Genomic DNA, 15,242 nt, shown 5'->3' with positions numbered 1-15,242 from the left:
ACGCTTGGCGCCTGTAATGTCTCAATCCAGGTGGGCAAAAGCGCCCCCGGATCATCGAGGCGGCCCCGAATTGGGGGCCGCCTACGCTGAAATCAGATCTTCAGACCACCTTCACGCGCGGCGTCGGCCAGAGCCTTCACCTTGCCGTGGAAGAGGAAGCCGCCACGGTCGAAGTAAGCTTCGCTCACCCCGGCCTTCTTGGCGCGCTCGGCAATCGCCGTGCCGACCTTGATGGCCGCCTCGACGTTGCATTTGCCGACCATGCCCAGATCCTTCTCGAGGGTCGAGGCCGATGCGAGCGTCACGCCGTTCGCATCGTCGATCAGCTGAGCGCTGATGTTCTTGTTGCTGCGGTGAACGCTGAGGCGCATGCGCCCTGCATTGACCTGACGAAGTTTGTTCCGAACGCGCAGGCGGCGTTTCAGAAACAGTTTTCTTTTGCTGTTTGCCATCTACCCGTTCCTTACTTCTTCTTGCCTTCTTTCTGGAAGATATACTCGTCTTTGTAGCGAATGCCTTTGCCCTTATAGGGCTCGGGACGACGCCAATCGCGGATATTTGCCGCGACCTGACCGACGAGCTGCTTGTCCGTACCTTCGACCACCATTTCGGTGGGCTTGGGGACGGTAACAGTCACACCTTCCGGAATTTGAAAATCAACGTCGTGCGACAGGCCGAGGTTCAGTTTCAGGACATTGCCCTGAAGCTGAGCCCGGTAACCCACGCCGCGGATTTCCAGCTCTTTCTTGAACGTCTCCTTGGCGCCGTGGACCATATTGGCCACCACAGTGCGGGTCATGCCCCACTGCTGGCGGGCGCGCTTGGACTTGCCACGCGGGGTGACGGTGATCTTGCTATCTTCGATAGCGATCGTGACGTCATCCGTGAACGTGAACACCTTGGCGTCCTTGGGCCCCTTGATCTCAAGCTGCTGACCGCTGAGGGACGCAGTGACACCATCGGGGAGCGAGACGGGCAATTTGCCGATACGAGACATATTCAGGCCTCCTTAGAATATCGTGCAGAGCACTTCGCCGCCAACATTGTGGCTGCGCGCGCTTGCATCCGACATCACACCCTTGGGGGTGGAGACAATCGACACACCGAGGCCCTGACGGACCGAAGGGATGTCCTTGACGCCCAGATAGACGCGACGACCGGGCTTGGAGACCCGCTTCATTTCGCGAATGACGGGGGCGCCATCGAAGTACTTCAGGCTGATCTCGATGGCCGGGTGGCCATCTTTGCCAGTCGTCGCTTCAAAACCGCGGATATAGCCTTCGTCCGCCAGAACACCGAGCACACGCTCGCGCATTTTGGAGGCCGGGGTCATCACCGTGGACTTGCCGCGCATCGAGGCGTTGCGGATCCGCGTGAGCATATCGCCGATAGGATCATTCATTTCAAATCTCCCTTACCAGCTGGATTTCACGAGGCCCGGAGCAAGGCCAGACTGGCCCAGTTCCCGCAGCGCGATACGCGACACTTTGAGCTTGCGATAATACGCATGCGGACGACCCGTCAGCTGGCAGCGGTTGTGCAAACGGGTTGCACTGCTGTTGCGCGGCAGGTCGGCCAGCTTCAGGGTCGCGCGGAAACGCTCTTCCATCGGCTTGCTCTCGTCATTGATGATCTCTTTGAGTGCGGCGCGCTTGGCGGCGTACTTCTCGACCAGTTTCTGGCGCTTCTTCTCGCGCTCGATCATTGCTTTCTTAGCCATAACTCTCTCTTCCGCCGATCAGCTGTTGAAAGGCATGTTGAAGTGCTTCAACAGCGCCTTTGCTTCGGCATCGGTCTTCGCCGTGGTTGCGATGATGACATCCATGCCCCAAGACTCGTCGATCTTGTCGAAGTTGATCTCGGGGAAGACGATGTGTTCCTTGATGCCGAAGGCATAGTTGCCACGGCCATCGAAGGACTTGCCCGAAACACCGCGGAAGTCGCGGATCCGGGGCATCGCGACCGTGATGAGACGGTCGAGGAAGTCGTACATGCGGGCACCGCGCAGGGTGACCTTGGTGCCGAGGGGCATGTCCTCACGAACGCGGAAGCCCGCGATCGAATTCTTTGCCTTGGTCACGACGGCCTTCTGACCAGCGATCGTGCTCAGATCATCCTGAGCCGACTTGGCCTTCTTGCTGTCGCGCACGGCCTCTGCACCGCAACCGATGTTCAGCACGATCTTGTCCAGACGAGGGATCATCATGTCGTTGGTGTAGCCAAACTCTTCTTTCAGCTTGGCCTTGATCTCGTCGCGGAACTGCGTCTGCAGGCGCGGGGTGTAGTTTGCAGTATCAAGCATCGATCACATCCCCCGTGGTCTTGGCGACGCGCACTTTTTTGCCGTCCTTGATGTCAAAGCCAACGCGCGTCGGCTTGCCCTTGGCATCCAGCAGCGCAATGTTGCTCAGGTCGATCGGCATTGCCTTGGGCAGGCGGCCGCCCTGTGCGGTCTGGCTCTGGCGGGTGTGGCGGATGGCCATGTTGACGCCGTCAACAACAGCCTTGCCGGCCTTCGGGTCAACGGAGGCGATGGTGCCTTCCTTGCCCTTGTCCTTACCGGCGAGGACGACGACCTTGTCGCCTTTCTTCAGTTTGGCAGCCATGTCACAGCACCTCCGGGGCGAGCGAGATGATTTTCATGAATTTCTTGGCGCGCAGCTCGCGGACCACCGGGCCGAAGATACGCGTACCGACCGGCTCACCTGCGTTGTTCAGGATCACGGCGGCGTTGCGGTCAAAACGGATTGCGGTGCCGTCTTCGCGGCGCACTTCCTTGGCGGTGCGAACGACGACGGCCTTGCGCACGTCACCCTTCTTCACACGGCCCCGGGGGATGGCTTCCTTGACCGAAACGACGATAATGTCACCGACACTCGCGTAACGACGCTTGGAACCACCCAGGACCTTGATGCACTGAACGCGGCGCGCGCCGCTATTGTCAGCAACATCCAGGTTTGTCTGCATCTGGATCATTTGGTTTCTCCCGACCTACCGGGGGGCGATGCGGCCCTTGCCCCGGGGTTTCGATTAATGTGGCAGGTTTTGGTGGGCTCAGCCCTCCAGAACCTCCCAGCGTTTGGTCTTGGACCGGGGCGGGCATTCGATGATGCGCACCTTGTCACCCACTTTGAACGTGTTGTTCTCGTCATGGGCGCGGTATTTCTTGGACTTCCGGATCGTCTTTTGCAGAACCGGGTGCTTGAAGCGGCGCTCGACCGAAACGGAAACGGTCTGAGCGTTGGCGTCGCTGGTCACGGTGCCAGAGAGGATACGTTTGGGCATCTTGCAGGCTCCTTATTCTGCTGCCGCAGCAGCGGCTTTCTCATTGAGAATGGTCAATACACGCGCGGCATTGCGGCGCGCGGTGCGCATCTGCGCAGCATTCTCCAGCTGGCCGGTCGCAGCCTGAAAGCGCAGGTTGAACTGTGCCTTCTTCAGGTTCGACAGCTCTTCGCGCAGCTGATCCGGTGTCTTTTCGCGTAGTTCCTTGGCGTCCATCGCCTTGTTCCTTTCAACATCACTGGAGGGCCCGACATGCATCATGGTCGCGATGCAGTTGGTCACCCTGATTCCGGTGGAGATCATTCGTGATTGGGCGCGTATAGAGGGCCACCACGTCCGGCGCAACCCCATAGTTCAAACGGGTCTCGCCATGGGCGCCGCCCTGCGCTAAGACGCGAGGCATGGCACATATAACATCCCTCTTCGTAACCCGTCTATACCGCGCCCAGCTGAGCGAGCTGGGCAAACCCATCGACGCCTCCGAGCTGGAGGCCTCTTGCTGGTCCATCGCCGAGGATGACGAGGCGGGCCAGGAATGGTGCGAAGAGAACGGCTATCCGGGCTATACATCCTATGCCTCGCTCGACGATCTGCCCTACCGCTTCCCGATTTTCCGCGATCTGGAGAAGGTGCTGGACAAGCATGTCGCGGCGTTTGCCGAGGATCTGGAATTTGATCTGGGCGGTAAAAAGCTGAAACTCGACAGCCTTTGGATCAATATCCTACCCGAAGGTGGCACCCATTCGTCGCATATCCATCCACATTCTGTGATCTCCGGCACGACCTATGTGACCATGCCCGAAGGGACCAGCGCGCTCAAACTCGAAGATCCGCGCCTGGCCCGCATGATGGCCGCCCCACCCCGCCGCAAAGATGCGCGCGAGGAGTTGCGCGCCTTTCGCTATGAGGCGCCCGAGGCGGGCGAGGTTCTGCTGTGGGAGTCGTGGCTGCGTCACGAGGTGCCGGTGAATATGAGCGAGGACGACCGGATCAGCGTGAGCTTCAACTACGCTTGGGGATAGGCCCGTCCGAATCTGCCCATATTGAACCATCTCGATCCTTCCGCGTTATTGTGCATCGCAGCAAGGAGACGTGCCCTGGAACCTGTCAACATCCTCTTGGACCAGTTGCGCGGCATCGCGCGAAATTCGATAGAAGTTTTACCCAGCCTGGCTGTCGCCCTTGTGGTGATCCTTTTGACTTGGCTGGTCAGCAAAATAACGGCGAGCCTGCTCTCGCGCATGCTGGAACGGACCCGGCTGCGCAAAAGCTTGCAAGAGCTTTTTGCCCTGCTTACCTCGATCGCGGTCTGGGTTCTGGGCATCATGACAGCCGCTGTCATTCTCTTTCCCGGCCTCACCCCGGCCAGCATTCTCGCCGGCCTCGGCATCGGATCTGTCGCCATCGGCTTTGCGTTCAAGGATGTCTTTGAGAACTTCCTGGCCGGGATCATTATCCTCTTTCGAAAGGAAATGCGCATCGGCGACTTCGTGGAATGCGAGGATATCGAGGGCGAGGTGTCGCGCATCGCAATTCGAGAAAGCCATATTCGGCAAACCGACGGGCAGCTTGTGATCGTGCCGAACTCGATCCTTTTCAAGAACCCCTTAACCATCAAAACCCATTTGGACCATCGCCGCGTCACGGTCATCTGCGGCGTGGCCTATGACGTCGATGTCGATACGGCGCGCTCCGTTATTTCGCAGGCCGTTCAGGGCTGCGACACCGTCATCAGTGACGATAAACCGGTGCAAATCTTTGCTCAGGAGTTCGCTTCGTCTTCGATCAACTTCGAAGTAACATGGTGGACCGGGTCCACGCCCCTGGCCGTGCGCCAATCCCGCGATCAGGTGGTTGCTGCGGTCAAACGCGCCTTGGATGATGCGGGGATCGAGATACCCTTCCCCTATCGAACGCTGACATTCAAGGAGCCGCTGGCGATGACACGCGCGCACGGCGATCGGGACGCTTAACTCCGGCCCCCACGCGGATCGTGAACCGAAGCCTCGCAACAACGATCTGAAAAATGACCCGTCCAAGAAAAAACCCCCGCCGATCTCTCGGCGGGGGTTTTAATTTTCTCACCCGGGGTGCGATCCGCGATTTTCCTATGGGAATTCGCTATATCGCACCGGCCAGAAAACGCTGCGCGTTTTCGACCTTACCAGTCTTCGCGGACCACGACGCGGGTCTTGATCGGCAGCTTCATCGCAGCAAGGCGCAGGGCCTCGAACGCGATTTCTTCGCTGACGCCGTCGATCTCGAACATGACGCGGCCCGGCTTGACGCGGGCAGCCCAGTAATCGACCGAGCCTTTACCCTTACCCATACGGACTTCGGTCGGCTTGGACGTCACCGGCACATCCGGGAAGATCCGGATCCAGACACGGCCCTGACGCTTCATGTGGCGGGTCATCGCGCGGCGGGCCGCTTCGATCTGACGCGCTGTCACACGCTCGGGCTGTGTCGCCTTCAGGCCGAACGAGCCAAAGTTCAGGTCAGACCCGCCCTTGGCTTCGCCCTTGATGCGGCCCTTGAACTGCTTGCGGAATTTAGTGCGTTTTGGTTGTAGCATCTGTCATTCCCCCTTAGCGACGGCCACCAGCACCGCGAGGTGCCGGACCGTCCTGAAGTTCCTGAGCCTTCCGGTCACGCGCGGACGGGTCGTGATCCATGATCTCGCCTTTGAAGATCCAGGTCTTGATCCCGATGATGCCGTAGGCGGTCAGCGCCTCGACATGCGCGTAATCGATATCGGCCCGCAGCGTGTGCAGCGGAACGCGGCCCTCACGGTACCATTCGGTCCGGGCGATCTCGGCGCCGCCAAGGCGGCCGGCGAGGTTCACACGGATGCCCAAGGCACCCATACGCATGGCGTTCTGCACGGCGCGCTTCATCGCACGGCGGAAGCTGACCCGGCGCTCCAGCTGCTGGGCGATGCTCTCACCCACCAGCGCGGCATCCAGCTCGGGCTTGCGCACTTCGACGATGTTGAGGTGCAGCTCGCTGTCGGTCATCGCGGCCAGCTTCTTGCGCAGCGTTTCGATATCCGCGCCTTTCTTGCCGATGATGACGCCGGGGCGGGCCGTGTGCACCGTGACTCGGCACTTCTTGTGCGGACGTTCGATGATCACGCGGCTGACGCCGGCCTGCTTGCACTCTTTCTTGATGAACTCGCGCATGGCGATGTCCTCAAGCAGAAGATTGCCGTAGTCCTTGGTGTCGGCATACCAGCGGCTGTCCCAGGTGCGGTTGACCTGGAGGCGCATGCCGATCGGATTGACTTTGTTACCCATCAGGCTTGCTCCTCGACTTGACGCACGATGATCGTGATTTCCGAGAACGGCTTGCGCAGGGCGCCAAACCGGCCACGGGCACGCGGACGGCCGCGCTTCATCACGAGGTTCTTGCCGACATAGGCCTCGGCCACGACAAGCTCATCGACGTCCAGATTGTGGTTGTTCTCGGCATTGGCGATGGCCGACTGGAGGCACTTGCGCACGTCCTCGGCAATCCGCTTTTGCGAGAAGGTGAGGTCCGTCAGGGCCTTGTCCACTTTCTTGCCACGGATCAGCTGTGCCAGAAGGTTCAGTTTCTGCGGGCTGGTGCGAAGCATCCGGAGCTTGCTCCGGGCCTCGTTATCGGCCACGCGGCGGGGGTTCTTTTCCTTGCCCATGACTTACTTCCGCTTCGCTTTTTTGTCGGCGGCATGACCGTAATAGGTGCGAGTCGGCGAATACTCACCGAACTTCTGACCAATCATGTCTTCGCTGACGTTGACAGGGATATGTTTCTTGCCGTTGTAGACGCCAAACGTCAGGCCCACGAACTGGGGCAGGATCGTCGAGCGACGCGACCATATCTTGATGACTTCGTTGCGGCCGCCCTCACGCGACGCTTCGGCCTTTTTCAGGACGTAGGCGTCGACGAAGGGGCCTTTCCAGACGGAACGTGCCATATTAGCGGCCCTTCTTCTTGGCGTGACGCGAGCGGATGATCAGCTTCTGCGACGCCTTGTTCTTGTTGCGGGTGCGCGCACCCTTGGTCGGCTTGCCCCAGGGCGTCACCGGGTGGCGACCACCCGAAGTCCGGCCCTCACCACCACCATGGGGGTGGTCGATCGGATTCATGACGACACCGCGAACGGACGGGCGCACGCCGTAATGGCGCATCCGGCCGGCCTTGCCGAAGTTCTGGTTCGAGTTGTCGGGGTTCGAGACCGCGCCAACCGTCGCCTTGCACTCCTGCCGCACCAGGCGAAGCTCGCCCGAGCTGAGGCGGATCTGCGCGTAGCCACCATCGCGGCCCACGAACTGGGCATAGGTGCCCGCAGCGCGTGCGATCTGGCCGCCCTTTCCGGGCTTCAGCTCGATGTTGTGGACGATCGTGCCGATGGGCATGCCCGAGAACGGCATGCAGTTGCCGGGCTTGATGTCGACGCGGGCGCCCGAATAGATCTTGTCGCCGATGGCAAGACGCTGGGGCGCGAGGATGTAGGTCTGCTCGCCATCGTCATACTTGACGAGGGCGATGAATGCGGTCCGGTTCGGGTCATATTCGATCCGCTCGACGGTTGCCGCCATATCGAATTTGTTACGCTTGAAATCAACGATCCGGTAGAGGCGCTTGGCCCCACCCCCGCGACGACGCGATGTGATACGTCCGGTGTTGTTCCGGCCGCCCGACTTGGTCAGACCCTCGGTGAGGGCCTTGACGGGGCGTCCTTTGTACAGCTCCGAACGGTCGATCAGCACCAGCCCGCGCTGGCCCGGCGTCGTTGGCTTATACGACTTGAGTGCCATGCTTTCTGTCTTCCGTTTAGCAAACGACAGGGTGTGTGGTCCCTGCCTATGTGGGGCGGGCTTGGCCCGCCATTGGTATAGGCCCCCGTAGGTGCCCGGCTAGATCGTTCCGAAGAACGAAAACGAAGCCCCGGACGAATCCGGGGCTGCGGTGATGGGTTCGTTTAGGGGCTAAGCGCGGTGGGGTCAAGTGGGGGATGCTGGTGGCGGCCGCTGACTTACTCTCTCGCTCCTACCCCTGCTGGGACAAGATTTCTTGGACGTGATGCACGTCCACCGCCTAGCCTTGCCCTTCGATCAGCAATCGACGTCTCCGCGCGCCCGCGTAAATCGGCATCGCCTGCGGCGCCTCTGGCGTTCCGGCGCACGGAAACCCGCCCAGAAGCAGGACGTCGTCAGGACCGGACTCGCCAATCTCTTTGAGAGTTTTGGGCGCCGTCATCAGAATGAGCGCATGCATGGACAGAGCCGCAGCACAGATCAAAAGCAAATACGCAGACAGGATGACGAGGGCCGGAACAGCGAAATTCAGTTGCGGGAATGCCCCGAGTGCGACCGGGAATATCCATGACACCGCAGAAATGGCGCCGGAAATCAGAAAAATGCTGCGCTTGACAGCACTGATACCCGCAAAAAGCGACGTTCCGATCTGGGATTTGACGCCGGGCAGGATCACTGAATGGATGAAATAGCCATTCACCGTCAGGATCGCCACAATGACCAGTTTTGCGTGGACCTTGGGGTTCGTCAGAAGCTCGGGCTTGGTCAGCGCGTAAAACACCAGGAAACCAATCCCCGAGATCCAAAGCAACAGCAGGCCCATGCTGACGACCTTGGAGGCGAAATCCACAATGCCGTAAGTCTCTTTGATGATGCGGCCCCGCAGGAAAAACCTCAACATCATCAAGTCGAGGAGTATCGCCCCGCCCAATCCAAGGGCGAGCCCGATGAAATGAAAAAATCTCATGCCGGTGTGAATGGTCACCACCGGGTCGGAAACGAACAATGCGAGCAATTGCGTGACATCCATTATATGTGTCCTCCTTGTTTCAAATTTGGTCGATGCGAAGTCTGATTTTCGGATAGACGCGGAAACGCCCGCATTACTCGGAAACAACAATTGGGCGTCTGACTTGGCCATCTCTTTGCGGCTTTGGCAGCACCGCTTAGGCCCAATGCCCTTTGATGCGGCGCGACGCCCCGACGGCATGTCACAGGTGGTACCCATTTCCAAAAATCGCGACAATACGCCGCGCCCCTAGATGGCGCGATTCAGCCAGCATCTGAGCCCGCGGATCGCAACCTCATGACTTTACGTCACATATTTTTGCTGATTGTCCCGAAAGAGGACGTTGTCACCAGTTGGTTGGTGAGGAGCGTACGGTCGATCAGCGAAAGCCTGCCGCACTGCGACGCTCCATGGGCGCAAACGTGCGCAGAGTTTGGGCGTATAACCGAGCACCCGTGCACCGCCAAAGCGTGAGAACGAAAAAACCCCGGCCACTACAGCCGGGGTTTTCAATTCTTCAAGCCAACTCAGACCTCAGAGACCGGTGGTCACGTCGATCGTGTTGCCTTCTTCCAGCGTGACATACGCCTTCTTGACGTCTGCGCGCTTGCCCAGGCGGCCACGGAAACGCTTGGCCTTGCCCTTGGTGATGGTCGTGTTCACGGCCTTCACCTTCACACCAAAGAGCGCCTCGACGGCCTCCTTGATCTGGGGCTTGTTGCTGTCGATCGAGACTTCGAAGACGACGGCGCCGTTCTCGGACGCCATCGTGGCCTTCTCGGTCACGACGGGCTTGCGGATCACGTCGTAATGTTCGGGTTTCGCGCTCATTTCAGTCGTGCCTCCAGTGCTTCGACACCCGCCTTGGTGATCACCAGGGTGTCACGCTTGAGGATGTCATAGACGTTCGCACCGATGGTCGGCAGAACGTCCAGACCTTCGATGTTGCGCGCGGCCTTGGCGAAGCCCTCATCCACCGAGGCGCCGTCGATCACCAGCGCGCGCTTCCAGCCCAGATCCTTGATCTGCTTGGCCAGCGTGCCGGTCTTCGTGACGTTCGAGATGTCCTCGATGATCACCAGCTCGCCTGCGCGCGCCTTGGCGCTCAGGGCATGCTTGAGACCCAGCGCGCGAACCTTCTTGGGCAGATCATGCGCATGGCTACGCGGCGTTGGGCCCTTGTAGATACCACCCTTGCGGAAGATCGGAGCCGAACGCGCGCCGTGGCGTGCGCCACCGGTGCCCTTCTGGCGATAGATCTTCTTCGTCGAGTAGCTGACTTCCGAGCGCGTCTTGACCTTGTGCGTGCCCTGTTGCGCCTTGTTGCGCTGCCAGCGGACGACGCGGTGCAGGATATCGGCACGCGGATCCAGGTCGAAGATGTCTTCGCCCAGATCGACCGAGCCGGCCTTGCTGCCGTCCAGTTTGATCATGTCGAGTTTCATGCTTCGTCATCCTTCTTGGTCTCGTCCAGAGTCTCGCTCTGGTCGCCAGCGGCCTCGCTGTCAGCCTCGATCTGTGCCTCGGCCTCCTTCTCGGCTTCGGCTTCCTGAGCGGCCTGTGCCTCGGCTGCGGCCTTGGCGGCTGCTTCTTCCTCAGCTGCGGCGGCTGCTGCGGCTTCGGCTGCGGCCTTCTCGGCTTCCTCGGCTGCGGACTTCAGTGCAGCGGGCAGAATCGCGTTCTCGGGAAACGGCTTTTTGACCGCATCCTTGATCGTGACCCAGCCACCCTTGGAGCCGGGAACAGCGCCCTTGACCATGATCAGGCCGCGGCCCGCATCGGTCTTGATCACCTGCAGGTTCTGCGTGGTGATACGCGCGGCACCCATGTGACCGGCCATCTTCTTGCCTTTGAAGACCTTGCCCGGATCCTGGCACTGGCCCGTCGAGCCGTGCGACCGGTGCGAGATCGAGACACCGTGGGTCATTTCCAGACCTTTGAAGTTGTGACGCTTCATGGCACCGGCGAAACCTTTACCGATCGAAGTGCCGCAGACATCCACGAACTGACCTTCGAAGTAATGGTTGGCGGTGATTTCCTCACCCACGGCGATCATGGCCTCAGGCGCCACGCGGAATTCCGCGATTTTGCGCTTGGGCTCCACCTTGGCGGCGGCGAAGTGGCCGCGCATTGCCTGTGAGGTCCGCTTGGCCTTGGCCGAGCCTGCGCCCAGCTGAACGGCGGAATAGCCATGCGTGTCGGCCGTGCGTTGAGCGACGACCTGAAGCTTGTCCAGTTGAAGAACGGTGACAGGAACCTGCCGGCCGTCTTCCATGAAAAGACGGGTCATGCCCACCTTCTTTGCGATAACGCCAGAGCGCAACATAGTCAGTGCCCTCCTTAAACCGAAATCTGCACGTCGACACCGGCGGCCAGGTCGAGCTTCATCAGCGCGTCCACGGTCTGGGGCGTCGGATCAACGATATCCAGCAGGCGCTTGTGCGTGCGGATTTCCCATTGATCGCGGGATTTCTTGTTCACGTGGGGTCCACGCAGAACGGTGAATTTTTCAATCTTGTTCGGCAGCGGAATCGGTCCACGGACGTCGGCGCCCGTGCGTTTCGCGGTGTTGACGATTTCCTGCGTGCTGGCATCCAGTACGCGGTAATCGAACGCCTTCAGCCGAATGCGAATGTTCTGGCTTTGCATTGGTCTAGCCTTTCGCGGCATTGGAGTTGATAGGAGGGAGGCCGGACCACCCGGCCTCCCTCTTCGAACCCTTGGGGCGGGCTTGCGGCCCGCCCGGGATAATTATTCGACGATCTTCGAAACGACGCCGGCGCCGACGGTACGGCCGCCTTCACGGATGGCGAAGCGCAGACCCTCTTCCATGGCGATCGGGGCGATCAGCTCGACGTTGAACTGAAGGTTGTCGCCCGGCATCACCATCTCGGTGCCTTCGGGCAGAACAACTGTGCCGGTCACGTCAGTTGTACGGAAGTAGAACTGCGGGCGGTAGTTGGCGAAGAACGGCGTGTGACGGCCACCCTCTTCCTTGTTCAGGATGTAGGCTTCTGCCTCGAACTTGGTGTGGGGCGTAACCGACTTCGGCTTGCACAGAACCTGACCGCGCTCAACGCCTTCACGGTCGATGCCACGCAGCAGGGCGCCGATGTTGTCGCCTGCCTCACCACGATCCAGCAGCTTGCGGAACATTTCCACGCCCGTGCAGGTCGTCTTCTTGGTGTCCTTCAGGCCGACGATCTCGATCTCGTCGCCGACGTTGATGACACCGCGCTCGACGCGGCCGGTCACAACCGTACCACGGCCGGAGATCGAGAAGACGTCCTCGACCGGCATCAGGAAGGGCTGGTCCACGGCGCGTGCCGGGGTGGGGATGTACTCGTCCACAGCGGCCATCAGCTTGCGGATCGACTCTTCACCGATCTCGGGGTCGCGGCCTTCCATGGCTGCCAGAGCGGAGCCGGGGATGACGGGGATGTCGTCGCCGGGATACTCGTAGCTGGACAGCAGCTCGCGGATTTCCATTTCCACCAGCTCGAGCAGCTCTTCGTCATCCACCTGGTCGACCTTGTTCATGTAGACGACCATGTAGGGGATACCCACCTGGCGGCCCAGCAGGATATGCTCGCGGGTCTGGGGCATGGGGCCGTCAGCCGCGTTCACGACCAGGATCGCGCCGTCCATCTGGGCAGCACCGGTGATCATGTTCTTGACGTAGTCGGCGTGGCCGGGGCAGTCGACGTGGGCGTAGTGACGCGCGTCGGTCTCGTACTCGACGTGTGCGGTCGAGATGGTGATGCCGCGGGCCTTCTCTTCGGGCGCGCCGTCGATCTGGTCGTATGCGCGGAAGTCGCCGAAATACTTGGTGATGGCGGCCGTCAGCGTTGTCTTGCCGTGGTCAACGTGACCGATGGTCCCGATGTTCACGTGCGGTTTGCTGCGGTCAAACTTTTCCTTGCCCATGGTGTGGCTCCTCTTTTGATCAAGTCAGGTGGTGGGCGTCATGCCCACCCTACAGTGGTGGGTAGGGCGGGGATGCTCCCCGCCACCCGGTTAAGCGTATTTCGCCTGGATCTCTTCCGAGATGTTCGACGGCACCGGCTCGTAATGCGAGAATTGCATCGTGAACTGGGCCCGGCCCGACGACATGGACCGCAGGGTGTTGATGTAGCCAAACATGTTGGCCAGCGGCACCTTACAGTTCAGAGCGATCGCGTTGCCGCGCGGCTCCTGCCCCGAGATCTGGCCCCGGCGCGACGTCAGGTCACCGATGATCCCGCCCGTATACTCCTCGGGCGTGATGACCTCGACCTTCATGATCGGCTCGAGCAGCTTGGCACCAGCCTTGCGCAGACCTTCGCGCATGCCCATCCGTGCCGCGATCTCGAACGCCATGACCGACGAGTCGACGTCGTGGAACTTACCGTCGATCAGCGCGACCTTGAAGTCGATGACCGGGAAGCCCGCGAGCGGGCCGCTATCCATGACAGAGCGGATGCCCTTCTCGACGCCCGGAATGTATTCCTTGGGCACCGAGCCACCGACAATCTTGCTCTCGAACGAGAAACCTTCGCCCGGCTCGGTTGGCGAGATGACCATCTTGACCTCAGCGAACTGACCCGAACCACCCGACTGTTTCTTGTGGGTGTAGGTATGCTCGACCTCGTGGCCAATCGTCTCACGGTAGGCCACTTGGGGCGCACCGATATTGGCGTCGACCTTGAATTCACGGCGCAGACGATCGACCAGGATGTCGAGGTGAAGCTCGCCCATGCCCTTCATGATGGTCTGGCCCGACTCGAGGTCGGTCTCGACGCGGAACGACGGATCTTCTGCGGCAAGGCGCGCAAGGCCTGCCGACATCTTCTCCTGGTCGCCCTTGGTCTTCGGCTCGACAGCGATCTCGATCACGGGATCGGGGAAGGTCATCGTTTCCAGAACGACCTGCTCCTTGACGTCCGACAGTGTGTCGCCGGTCGTCGTGTCCTTGAGGCCCGCAAGCGCGATGATGTCACCGGCAAATGCCTCTTCGATCTCTTCGCGGTTGATCGAGTGCATCATCATCATACGGCCGATGCGCTCTTTCTTGCCCTTGGTCGTGTTCTGGACGGTATCGCCCTTCTTCACGACACCCGAATAAATACGCGTGAAGGTCAGCGAGCCGACAAACGGGTCGTTCATGATTTTGAACGCAAGGCCCGAGAACGCCATGTTATCATCCGCGCGGCGCGGGATGTTGCGTGTCTCGGTCTCGTCATCGGGGCTGAAGCCCATGTAATCAACAACGTCCAGCGGGCTGGGCAGGTAGTCGACCACAGCGTTCAACAGGGGCTGCACGCCCTTGTTCTTGAACGCCGAGCCGCACAGAACCGGCACGAAAGACATCGACAGCGTACCCTTGCGGATCAGCTTGCGCAGGGTAGGAACGTCAGGCTCTTCGCCTTCGAGATACGCCTCCATCGCCGCATCGTCCATTTCGACGGCGGTCTCGATCAGGTGCGCGCGCCACTCGTCGGCCAGCTCCTTCAGCTCGTCCCGGATGGGCTGACGGGTCCAGGACGCGCCCAGATCCTCACCTTTCCAAGTCCACTCTTCCATCGTGACGAGATCGATCATGCCCTCAAGCTCGTTCTCGGCACCGATCGGGATCTGGATCGGGGCCGGGATCGCACCGGTGCGGTCCTTGATCATCTTGACACAGTTGAAGAAGTCCGCGCCGATCTTGTCCATCTTGTTGACGAACACGATCCGAGGCACCTTGTAGCGATCGGCCTGGCGCCAGACGGTCTCGGTCTGGGGCTCGACGCCCGCATTGGCATCGAGAACGGCAACGGCACCGTCAAGCACGGCCAGCGAACGCTCGACTTCGATCGTGAAGTCGACGTGGCCGGGCGTGTCGATGATGTTCATGCGGAACTTGGTGTCCGATGTGCCATCCTTGGTGGGGTCTTCCTGCCACTGCCAGAAGGTGGTGGTCGCAGCCGAGGTGATCGTGATGCCACGCTCCTGCTCCTGCTCCATCCAGTCCATCGTGGCGGCGCCGTCATGAACCTCACCGAGGTTGTGGGACTTGCCTGTATAGAACAGGATCCGTTCGCTGCAGGTGGTCTTGCCTGCATCGATATGGGCCATGATGCCGAAGTTGCGGTAGCGTTCGAGCGGATAATCGCGTGCCATGTGGC

23 protein-coding genes are annotated in these 15,242 nt (G+C 60.4%); 2 read left to right on the top strand and 21 right to left on the bottom strand.

Annotation, left to right across the window (positions count from 1 at the left end; genetic code table 11):
* Nucleotides 1-92: 92 nt before the first annotated feature.
* The 9 genes from rplR to rpmC form a co-directional block, all read right to left on the bottom strand.
* Nucleotides 93-452 (bottom strand): 50S ribosomal protein L18, encoded by a 360-nt coding sequence (gene rplR / locus BW975_RS07380; protein ID WP_076532316.1) that lies wholly within the window; start codon nucleotides 450-452, stop codon nucleotides 93-95.
* 11 nt (nucleotides 453-463) lie between these two features.
* Entirely contained in the window at nucleotides 464-997 is a 534-nt protein-coding gene (gene rplF / locus BW975_RS07375) for a 50S ribosomal protein L6 (protein ID WP_076532314.1), read from the bottom strand.
* Nucleotides 998-1,009: 12 nt separating this feature from the next.
* Complete coding sequence (gene rpsH / locus BW975_RS07370) at nucleotides 1,010-1,402, bottom strand: 30S ribosomal protein S8 (RefSeq protein WP_076532312.1); 393 nt, start codon at nucleotides 1,400-1,402, stop codon at nucleotides 1,010-1,012.
* A gap of 12 nt (nucleotides 1,403-1,414) precedes the next feature.
* A complete protein-coding gene (rpsN, locus tag BW975_RS07365) occupies nucleotides 1,415-1,720 on the bottom strand; it encodes a 30S ribosomal protein S14 (RefSeq protein ID WP_076532310.1) in 306 nt (101 codons plus the stop codon).
* An 18-nt stretch (nucleotides 1,721-1,738) separates the two neighbouring features.
* A complete protein-coding gene (gene rplE / locus BW975_RS07360; protein WP_076532307.1) occupies nucleotides 1,739-2,302 on the bottom strand; it encodes a 50S ribosomal protein L5 in 564 nt (187 codons plus the stop codon).
* Nucleotides 2,295-2,606 carry a 50S ribosomal protein L24 gene (gene rplX / locus BW975_RS07355; protein WP_076532305.1) on the bottom strand — a complete coding sequence of 104 codons (312 nt, stop codon included), beginning with the start codon at nucleotides 2,604-2,606 and terminating at the stop codon, nucleotides 2,295-2,297. The genes rplE and rplX overlap by 8 nt, the downstream gene beginning before the upstream one ends.
* 1 nt (nucleotide 2,607) lies before the next feature.
* A complete protein-coding gene (rplN, locus tag BW975_RS07350) occupies nucleotides 2,608-2,976 on the bottom strand; it encodes a 50S ribosomal protein L14 (RefSeq protein WP_076532302.1) in 369 nt (122 codons plus the stop codon).
* Between the two features lie 78 nt (nucleotides 2,977-3,054).
* Nucleotides 3,055-3,285, bottom strand: a complete 231-nt coding sequence (rpsQ, locus tag BW975_RS07345) for a 30S ribosomal protein S17 (protein WP_076532300.1) — start codon at nucleotides 3,283-3,285, stop codon at nucleotides 3,055-3,057.
* A 12-nt stretch (nucleotides 3,286-3,297) separates the two neighbouring features.
* Complete coding sequence (rpmC, locus tag BW975_RS07340) at nucleotides 3,298-3,501, bottom strand: 50S ribosomal protein L29 (RefSeq protein ID WP_076532298.1); 204 nt, start codon at nucleotides 3,499-3,501, stop codon at nucleotides 3,298-3,300.
* A 185-nt stretch (nucleotides 3,502-3,686) separates the two neighbouring features.
* Here rpmC and BW975_RS07335 point away from each other — a divergent pair, with 185 nt between their 5' ends.
* Together BW975_RS07335 and BW975_RS07330 are read left to right on the top strand one after the other, a co-directional pair.
* The gene (locus tag BW975_RS07335; protein ID WP_076532296.1) at nucleotides 3,687-4,307 is read left to right on the top strand and encodes a 2OG-Fe(II) oxygenase family protein; all 621 of its coding nucleotides are present in this window, start codon (nucleotides 3,687-3,689) and stop codon (nucleotides 4,305-4,307) included.
* A gap of 21 nt (nucleotides 4,308-4,328) precedes the next feature.
* Entirely contained in the window at nucleotides 4,329-5,258 is a 930-nt protein-coding gene (locus BW975_RS07330) for a mechanosensitive ion channel family protein (protein ID WP_335743493.1), read from the top strand.
* Nucleotides 5,259-5,446: 188 nt separating this feature from the next.
* On the opposite strand, the gene rplP is transcribed toward BW975_RS07330, so the two are convergent.
* From rplP to fusA, 12 genes are all read right to left on the bottom strand, one after another.
* Entirely contained in the window at nucleotides 5,447-5,860 is a 414-nt protein-coding gene (gene rplP, locus BW975_RS07325) for a 50S ribosomal protein L16 (RefSeq protein ID WP_076532294.1), read from the bottom strand.
* Between the two features lie 13 nt (nucleotides 5,861-5,873).
* Nucleotides 5,874-6,581, bottom strand: coding sequence for a 30S ribosomal protein S3 (gene rpsC / locus BW975_RS07320; protein ID WP_076532292.1), 708 nt, complete (start codon nucleotides 6,579-6,581; stop codon nucleotides 5,874-5,876).
* Entirely contained in the window at nucleotides 6,581-6,961 is a 381-nt protein-coding gene (gene rplV, locus BW975_RS07315) for a 50S ribosomal protein L22 (RefSeq protein WP_076532290.1), read from the bottom strand. The genes rpsC and rplV overlap by 1 nt, the downstream gene beginning before the upstream one ends.
* Before the next feature lie 3 nt (nucleotides 6,962-6,964).
* Complete coding sequence (rpsS, locus tag BW975_RS07310) at nucleotides 6,965-7,243, bottom strand: 30S ribosomal protein S19 (protein WP_072857159.1); 279 nt, start codon at nucleotides 7,241-7,243, stop codon at nucleotides 6,965-6,967.
* Between the two features lies 1 nt (nucleotide 7,244).
* Nucleotides 7,245-8,087, bottom strand: a complete 843-nt coding sequence (rplB, locus tag BW975_RS07305; RefSeq protein WP_076532288.1) for a 50S ribosomal protein L2 — start codon at nucleotides 8,085-8,087, stop codon at nucleotides 7,245-7,247.
* A gap of 280 nt (nucleotides 8,088-8,367) precedes the next feature.
* Entirely contained in the window at nucleotides 8,368-9,228 is an 861-nt protein-coding gene (locus tag BW975_RS07300; RefSeq protein ID WP_139194209.1) for a hypothetical protein, read from the bottom strand.
* 402 nt (nucleotides 9,229-9,630) lie between these two features.
* Nucleotides 9,631-9,927, bottom strand: a complete 297-nt coding sequence (locus BW975_RS07295; protein ID WP_076532284.1) for a 50S ribosomal protein L23 — start codon at nucleotides 9,925-9,927, stop codon at nucleotides 9,631-9,633.
* On the bottom strand, nucleotides 9,924-10,541 hold the full coding sequence (gene rplD, locus BW975_RS07290; RefSeq protein ID WP_076532282.1) for a 50S ribosomal protein L4: 618 nt from the start codon (nucleotides 10,539-10,541) through the stop codon (nucleotides 9,924-9,926). The genes BW975_RS07295 and rplD overlap by 4 nt, the downstream gene beginning before the upstream one ends.
* Nucleotides 10,538-11,422, bottom strand: a complete 885-nt coding sequence (gene rplC / locus BW975_RS07285; RefSeq protein WP_076532280.1) for a 50S ribosomal protein L3 — start codon at nucleotides 11,420-11,422, stop codon at nucleotides 10,538-10,540. Before rplC ends, rplD begins: the two co-directional genes overlap by 4 nt.
* A 14-nt stretch (nucleotides 11,423-11,436) precedes the next feature.
* Nucleotides 11,437-11,745, bottom strand: coding sequence for a 30S ribosomal protein S10 (gene rpsJ / locus BW975_RS07280; protein WP_076532278.1), 309 nt, complete (start codon nucleotides 11,743-11,745; stop codon nucleotides 11,437-11,439).
* A 102-nt stretch (nucleotides 11,746-11,847) separates the two neighbouring features.
* Nucleotides 11,848-13,023, bottom strand: a complete 1,176-nt coding sequence (gene tuf, locus BW975_RS07275; protein ID WP_076532276.1) for an elongation factor Tu — start codon at nucleotides 13,021-13,023, stop codon at nucleotides 11,848-11,850.
* Between the two features lie 90 nt (nucleotides 13,024-13,113).
* Entirely contained in the window at nucleotides 13,114-15,237 is a 2,124-nt protein-coding gene (fusA, locus tag BW975_RS07270; protein ID WP_076532274.1) for an elongation factor G, read from the bottom strand.
* Nucleotides 15,238-15,242: the final 5 nt, after the last annotated feature.

The organism is Roseovarius nanhaiticus (assembly GCF_900156535.1).
GTDB lineage: Bacteria > Pseudomonadota > Alphaproteobacteria > Rhodobacterales > Rhodobacteraceae > Roseovarius > Roseovarius nanhaiticus.
This window is presented reverse-complemented; position numbering and strand designations above follow the sequence as displayed.